This window comes from Williamsia sp. (assembly GCF_016462415.1).
GTDB lineage: Bacteria > Actinomycetota > Actinomycetes > Mycobacteriales > Mycobacteriaceae > Williamsia_A.
Genome location: NZ_JAEMTF010000018.1, coordinates 23,578 through 30,278 on the forward strand (window position 1 = coordinate 23,578; position 6,701 = coordinate 30,278).

The following is a 6,701-nucleotide window of genomic DNA, read 5'->3' on the forward strand; positions in this document are numbered from 1 at the left end:
GTGCACCACCGGATTTTCTGTAGCTGAAAGCCAAGAAAAGTAGGCGCGACCTGGGAGTGGAGTGCGCACGCGCAACTCACCTGAGTCCAGGCAACCGTTCTAGTGTAGGGATCGCTGAGGTCAGAGCCAAATCCCGCTCGACGGCGACCCGTACAGGTACCGCAGCGTCGGGACGACGTCGATGTTCTCATGGGCACCGATCCGCACCACGCTGTCGAGCAGGGCGGTCATCCGGCGGCTCAGTTCGGCGTCGTCTCCCCCACTTCCGTAGAACGCGTGGATGTCGCCGACGGCGGCAGGTGGGAACAGTTCCTCGACGATGGCGTCGACGTGCTCGAGGTCGGGTGTCACCGGTCGTTCGACGATGTTCTGCAGGTACCCGAACGTCGCCTGGGTCGCGATGGCGATCGGCGTGTGGTCCTCGAGCCAGCGGTGTAGCCACTCGGCGCGGTCGAGGGTGTCGGGTCGGCGCAGGAACGCGACGTTGGCCAGGGCGTCGGCGCGCGACCCGTCCCACGTCTCCGGGGGCGGCAGTGGTCGGCGCTCGGTGACCTCCCAGCCCACGACGCGGTCGGTGAGGCCGGCGAGTACCTCGGCGATCGGCTCCGGTCGGGAATCGGACCAGGCGCTGACGATCGCGTCGATCGGCGGCACGAACGTGGACAGCGCCATCGCCCCGGCGACCTCGGGGACGCCCGCGATGTTGAGCTGCACCCGGTCGGCGCCGGCATCGGTGAGTGCGGCGCGCACGTCCGCGGCCGCGAGCGAGCCCCCGAGGTCGGAGCCCCACAGTGCGTACATCAGCTTGGCCACGGTCGCCAAATGTAGAGCAGCGGCGACCGCCGACCGGCCGAATGGGGAGATCCGCCCTCCTGTGCACAGCGCCGGGCGACCTCGATGCGGTCGCCCGCGGCCGGTCGGCACCCGGTGGTCTGCTCGGGCTCCTCGAACAAGGGAGCAGATATGACCGAGTCGAATCCGCGCCGCACCCTGCCGCGCTGGCATCCCGACCCCCTGGCCCGATCCGCGATCGAACGGATCCGATCGTGCGGCCTGGCGGTGACCGCGCACGACGGGCTGTGCGCCGAACACGCCCACGATCACGACGACGCGTGCCCGTACGCCTACACGTCGGGCCGGTCCCTGCACACCGAGCCGGAGCTGGTGGTCTACGGACTGGGCGCCGAGGCGGCTGTCGACGTCCTGTGCGACACCATCGACGAGTTCGAGTTCCACGACTGGCAGCAACTCGTCTCCGACGGGACCGAGTACGCGGTGGAGAGCATCGACGTCCCCCTGCGTCTCGTCGAGGTCGTGGACACCACGGACCTGCACGCCACCAACCTGCTGTTCCCGAACGCGACGGTGCTCCAGGTCGTGTGGCCGGACGATCACGGCGTCTACCCGTGGGAGCACGGCTACTCGCTCGAACCTCGTGCGCAGTACCTCAAGGGTGTCGAGGGTTTCGCCCGGGACGTGGGTCCACGGGTCATCTCCCGCTCGACCGGTCCCAACCGGGCTCAACGTCGCAAGCGCAAGCGGTGAGCCGACTGAGATCGTCCGGCCAGGAGTCCACCGTGGTCAATATGGCCACGGCGGACCTGCAGACGGACGATCTCAGTCGCGCATCCGGTGCCGACGCGGCCGGGTGATCGCACGAATGGAGTCGAGAGCGTCGTCCCAGCCGTAGACGACATCGTCGTAGGTGAACCGCATCTTCAACCACCCACGTATCAACGCGGCTCTGTCCCTACGACGATCGTTGCGGTAGTTCGCCAGGCTGGTGTGGTGCGCCTTGCTGTCGCATTCGATGAGCAGCTTTCCCACCCTGAGATCCACCCGGCCGACTCCATCGATCGCAGGCTGCACGACGACCTCGAAACCCAGAGCACGAAGACGAAGTCGGACCAGGGTCTCCGTACCCGATTGCGACCGTCCGTCGCACCTGGACTCCAGGTCGCGACCGCGCGGCCCGAGCTCGGCCACGATGTCGGAACGGTGTGCCAAGCGCAACTGGAGCGTCGAGTCGCACGCAGCAATCCAATGCTCTTCTGTCATGCAGCGCACCGCACAACCCAGTGCATACGCCGGTGAGTCCACGGCCGTGATCGTGGGTGGCGGTACTCCGACCGCGCGACAACTCGAGGCGATCGAGCCACGGAGGCCTTTGCTGCCGCGAACATGGATCTGCTCATGACCGGGCGCAACCCAGACCCCGTGGTGCTGCAGCGCCGAGACGCAGCCGAGCACCCCGCCGGCTCGAACTGCCGCAACAACATGGGGGTCCGCATCGCGCCGCGCGTACCAGCCGGGGCGCAGCCGTGTCAGATCACCCGCTGTGACAGCCCGCCGGATCTGAGCGTCGGTCGCACCGTCGTTCTTCAGCTGCGCCGTCGAGAACACCCCGTCACCCATACGGTTCAGACGTCGGAACGACCCGGTGAGATCCGCTGAGATCGTCCGACCACGAGAAGCCCGTGGTCGTCGTGACCACGAACAACCTCCAGACGGACGATCTCAGCAGAAAGGCCCGAGTCCGTATGGACTCGGGCCTTCTGTCAGATCAGTGAAGCAGTGTCACCAGCTCGACTTCTGCACGCCGGGGAGCTCACCCGCGTGCGCCATCTCGCGCAGGCAGATACGGCACAGGCCGAACTTGCGGAACACCGCGTGCGGGCGACCGCAGCGGTTGCAACGCGTGTAGCCGCGGACCTTGAACTTCGGCTTCTTGTTGGCCTTGTTGACCAGAGCCTTCTTTGCCATGTCAGTTGTCCTTCACGCTGTTGTCTTTGAACGGGAAGCCGAGGTGACGCAGCAGCGCACGGCCTTCGTCGTTGGTGGTGGCCGACGTGACGACGGTGATGTCCATACCGCGCGGGCGGTCGATCTCGTCGATGTCGATCTCGTGGAACATCGACTGCTCGTTCAGACCGAACGTGTAGTTGCCGTTGCCGTCGAACTGCTGGTCGGACAGACCACGGAAGTCGCGGATACGGGGAAGCGCGATCGACACGAGCCGGTCGAGGAACTCCCACATCCGGTCGCCACGCAGCGTGACGCGAGCACCGATGGGCATGCCCTCGCGCAGCTTGAACTGTGCGATGGACTTGCGGGCCCGGCGGATCTCGGGCTTCTGGCCGGTGATCAGTGCAAGGTCCTTGACCGCGCCGTTGATCAGCTTCGCGTCGCGGGCGGCGTCACCGACACCCATGTTGACGACGACCTTGACGACGCCGGGGATCAGCATCACGTTCTCGAACTTGAACTCTTCGTTCAGCGCGTCCTTGATCTCGGAGCGGTAGCGCTCCTTGAGCCGGGGCTGAACCTTGTTCTCGGTGGTGGTCATGTCAGATGTCCTTCCCGTTCTTGCGGGAAATGCGCACGTTCTTGCCGGTGTCGGCGTCGCGGCGGTAGCCGACGCGAGTCGGGTTGCCCTCGGAGTCGACGACCATCACGTTCGAGACGTGGATGGCGGCCTCGGTGACGACGATGCCGCCCGAGGAGGCGCCGCGCTCGGACTGTGCTGCGGAGGTGTGCTTCTTGATGCGATTGACGCCCTCGACGAGGACCCGGTTACGCGTGGGGTAGGACTCGATGACCTTGCCCTTCGCGCCCTTGTCCTTGCCCGAGATGACGATCACGGTGTCGCCCTTGTGAACCTTCATGTCAGAGCACCTCCGGAGCCAACGAAACGATCTTCATGAAGCGCTTCTCGCGCAGCTCGCGACCGACGGGTCCGAAGATGCGGGTTCCGCGCGGGTCGGTGTCACTCTTGAGGATGACTGCGGCGTTCTCGTCGAAGCGGATGTACGAACCATCCGGACGACGGCGCTCCTTGGTGGTGCGGACGATGACGGCCTTGACGACCTCGCCGCGCTTGATGTTGCCGCCGGGAATGGCGTCCTTGACGGTGGCGACGATGACGTCACCGATGCCGGCGTACCGGCGTGACGAGCCTCCGAGCACGCGGATGCACAAGATTTCCTTGGCACCCGTGTTGTCGGCGACCCGCAGGCGTGACTCCTGCTGGATCACTGTTGATCTCCTCGACCTGGATTGTTTTGCCCGCCGGATTTCCGACCCGACGCGCACGGTCCGTTGCCGCCGTTCACACGCCTGACCACGACCGCAGACGGCCGCGAAGGGTTCGTGCTCTGGTTCGCGACACAACCGTGCCGCAGGCAACCGGTCAAGTGTAGGGGAAACCGCAGGTCGCAAACAAATCCGTGCCCGCGGACACCGTTTGTGATTCGCTGAGCGAACGAATCCGCCCCGCCGACCGAAGGACGACCCTCGTGTATCCCGAGTATCCCGCACCGGCCGACCGGAGGCCCAGTGGAGACGTGGCGGGCGCACCCGCGCTCGAGACCCGTGAGCTCACCAAGGTCTACGACGGGGCCACTGCGGTCAGCGGCGTGAGCCTGTCGGTCCCCGCGGGTTCGTTGTACGGACTCGTCGGCGCGAACGGGGCCGGCAAGACCACCCTGCTGTCGATGGCGACCGGATTGCTGCGGCCGACGCACGGTTCGGTGTTCATCGGCGGCCACAATGTGTGGGCCGACCCGGTCGGCGCCCGGGGTCGGGTGGGTCTGCTGCCCGACGGCCCGACGATGTCGGAGGCGCTGCCCGGGCGCATCGCTCTGCGCTACGTCGGTGTGCTGCAGGGGCTCACACCGGAGGTGGCCGACGCACGCGCCGACGACCTGCTGGGTGTCTTCGACATCGCCGGGAGTGCGGACAAGCCCGTCAGCTCCTACTCGGCGGGCATGAAGAAGAAGATCGGCCTGGCCGCCGCGCTCATCCACTCCCCCGCCCTGCTGGTCCTCGACGAACCGTTGGAGGCGGTCGACCCGGTGTCGGCGGTGACGATCCGCGAGATCCTGACGCGGTTCACCGCGACCGGTGGCACGGTGATCCTGTCGAGTCACTCGATGTCGTTGATCGAGCAGATCTGTACGCACGTCGCGATCCTGAACCGTGGCGCCCTCGTCGTCGCCGGCGACACCGCGCAGGTGCGGGCGGGCACCAGCCTCGAATCGATCCTGGTCGACACCGTCGGCAAGACCCCCGATCCCGGTGGTCTCGGGCTCGACTGGCTCGGTGGCGCACCTCCGACCGACCGGGACGACCGATGACGCTCGCGCCGCCGCGTGAGACGCCGAGCGGGTCGTCGCGACAGACCGTGGCAGCCCTCATCGATCTCGACAGGGCGATTCGCCGCGCCAGTCCCGCCCCGCGAGGACTCCGCATCCTGGGCGGCGTATTCGCGGTGTTCGTACTGATCGGCATCGCGGCGTTGGTGATGACGGCCGATGCGGGTTCGGCTCGACATACCACTGCGGCCGTCGTCTGCTTCGTCGTCGTCGGGGCGCTGTGCCTGGCGCCGTTGATCGCCAGCCGCCCGACCGGGGTGAGCCCGGTCGACGTCCGACATCTACCGGTGTCGGCGACCGCGCTCCGTGCCGCATCGATCCGTTCGGTGCTGCGCGGGCCCGGGCTGGTCTTCGAGGTCGTGGCACTTCTCGTCGTCCCACTGGCCTGGTTCACCGATCCGTCGGCGAGCACCGTCGCTTCCGTCGTCGCGACACTGACGGTCATCCCCCTCGCCGCGATCGGCGTGATCGGGCCCCGCGTGCTCGGTCTGACCTACGCGCAGGCGATGCGCAGCCAGACCGGCCGCATCGTGTCGACGGTCCTCGGAGTGGCCGCGATCGCCGGCATCTACGTCATCTACCTGCTGCTCACCCAGGGGGTCATCGACCCCGCCGATCGCGGCCTGCAGATCGCGGCCCGGGTCCTGCCCACCGGGTGGCCGGTCGTCGCGGGTGAGGCAGTCGATTCCGGACGCTGGTGGCTTGCGGTGATCGTGGTTCTCGGTCTCGTCGCGGTCACCCTCGGGATCCACCGACTGTGGTCCGGGCGCATCGACACCGCCATGTACTCCGACGCGGTCACCTCCGCATCGCGGTCGAGAACGCGGGGACCACGTCGGCCGGTCACCGCGTCCCCCACGGTTCTCGTGCTCCGCACCGAGGCGCGGATGCTGTTCACCGATCCGCAGCGCCTGGGATTGGCGATCATGCCGCTCGCCTTCATCGTCGTCGGCGTGGTGCTGATGCTGACCAGTGCCGACATCTACGGGATGCAGTTCGGGGCACCCCTGGTCGTCTTCATGTGCGGCTCCATGTTCGCCAACACCTATGGCCTCGACCGCTGGGGCTTCGCCCTGCTGGTCACCTCGCCGGCGGCGGCTTCGCTGGTGATCCGCTCCCGCATGATCCTGGCGGCGTCGATCGCGGTGCCGGTCGGTGTCGTCGGGACGGTCGTGGCACGCCTCGTTCGGGACACCGATCCCTCGACGTGGCCGGTCGCGGCCGCCGTCGTCGTCGCCGGAACGATCACCGCGTCGGGGATGGCGGCGCTGCTGCCGGCTCTGAGCCCGTACCGGGTGCCGCCCGGGTCATCGATCTCGTCGATGAGCTCGCGTGGTTCGATGACGACCGCGAGCTTCGGGTACTCGATCGCCGCGGTGGCCGCCATGGCGGTGCTGTGCGTACCCGGGATCGTCATCGGGTTGCTCGTCGACGGCCCCGCGGCCTACCTCGCGGTCGTCGTGCAACTCGCCGTCGGTCTGCCCGCGCTCGTCGTCGCCCATCGGGTCGCGGTTCGTCTCGTCGCGAAGCGCGGCCCGGAGATCCTGA

9 protein-coding genes and 1 pseudogene are annotated in these 6,701 nt (G+C 67.5%); 3 read left to right on the top strand and 7 right to left on the bottom strand.

Going from position 1 to position 6,701, the window contains the following annotated elements:
• Positions 1-120 precede the first annotated feature (120 nt).
• Positions 121-813, bottom strand: a complete 693-nt coding sequence (locus tag JHC79_RS07000; RefSeq protein ID WP_296389437.1) for an EthD domain-containing protein — start codon at positions 811-813, stop codon at positions 121-123.
• 150 nt (positions 814-963) lie between these two features.
• Between JHC79_RS07000 and JHC79_RS07005 the strand changes: the two genes are divergently transcribed.
• Positions 964-1,545, top strand: a complete 582-nt coding sequence (locus JHC79_RS07005; RefSeq protein ID WP_296389438.1) for a DUF4262 domain-containing protein — start codon at positions 964-966, stop codon at positions 1,543-1,545.
• Positions 1,546-1,617: 72 nt separating this feature from the next.
• On the opposite strand, the gene JHC79_RS07010 is transcribed toward JHC79_RS07005, so the two are convergent.
• From JHC79_RS07010 to rplN, 6 genes and pseudogenes are all read right to left on the bottom strand, one after another.
• Positions 1,618-2,058: a hypothetical protein gene (locus JHC79_RS07010; RefSeq protein ID WP_296389439.1), complete on the bottom strand. Its 441-nt coding sequence runs from the start codon at positions 2,056-2,058 to the stop codon at positions 1,618-1,620.
• A gap of 252 nt (positions 2,059-2,310) precedes the next feature.
• Positions 2,311-2,415 (bottom strand): annotated as a pseudogene (locus tag JHC79_RS23805) (type IV toxin-antitoxin system AbiEi family antitoxin domain-containing protein); the annotation flags it as partial.
• A gap of 162 nt (positions 2,416-2,577) precedes the next feature.
• Positions 2,578-2,763 carry a type Z 30S ribosomal protein S14 gene (locus tag JHC79_RS07015; protein ID WP_011778599.1) on the bottom strand — a complete coding sequence of 62 codons (186 nt, stop codon included), beginning with the start codon at positions 2,761-2,763 and terminating at the stop codon, positions 2,578-2,580.
• Between the two features lies 1 nt (position 2,764).
• Positions 2,765-3,346: a 50S ribosomal protein L5 gene (gene rplE / locus JHC79_RS07020; RefSeq protein WP_188489405.1), complete on the bottom strand. Its 582-nt coding sequence runs from the start codon at positions 3,344-3,346 to the stop codon at positions 2,765-2,767.
• 1 nt (position 3,347) lies between these two features.
• Entirely contained in the window at positions 3,348-3,665 is a 318-nt protein-coding gene (gene rplX / locus JHC79_RS07025; protein ID WP_188489402.1) for a 50S ribosomal protein L24, read from the bottom strand.
• A gap of 1 nt (position 3,666) precedes the next feature.
• Positions 3,667-4,035 (bottom strand): 50S ribosomal protein L14, encoded by a 369-nt coding sequence (rplN, locus tag JHC79_RS07030; protein ID WP_188490507.1) that lies wholly within the window; start codon positions 4,033-4,035, stop codon positions 3,667-3,669.
• A 308-nt stretch (positions 4,036-4,343) separates the two neighbouring features.
• Here rplN and JHC79_RS07035 point away from each other — a divergent pair, with 308 nt between their 5' ends.
• Both JHC79_RS07035 and JHC79_RS07040 read left to right on the top strand, forming a co-directional pair.
• A complete protein-coding gene (locus JHC79_RS07035) occupies positions 4,344-5,135 on the top strand; it encodes an ABC transporter ATP-binding protein (RefSeq protein WP_296389440.1) in 792 nt (263 codons plus the stop codon).
• A 47-nt stretch (positions 5,136-5,182) separates the two neighbouring features.
• On the top strand, positions 5,183-6,701 hold a 1,519-nt coding region (locus tag JHC79_RS07040), incomplete at its 3' end, for a hypothetical protein (RefSeq protein WP_296389441.1).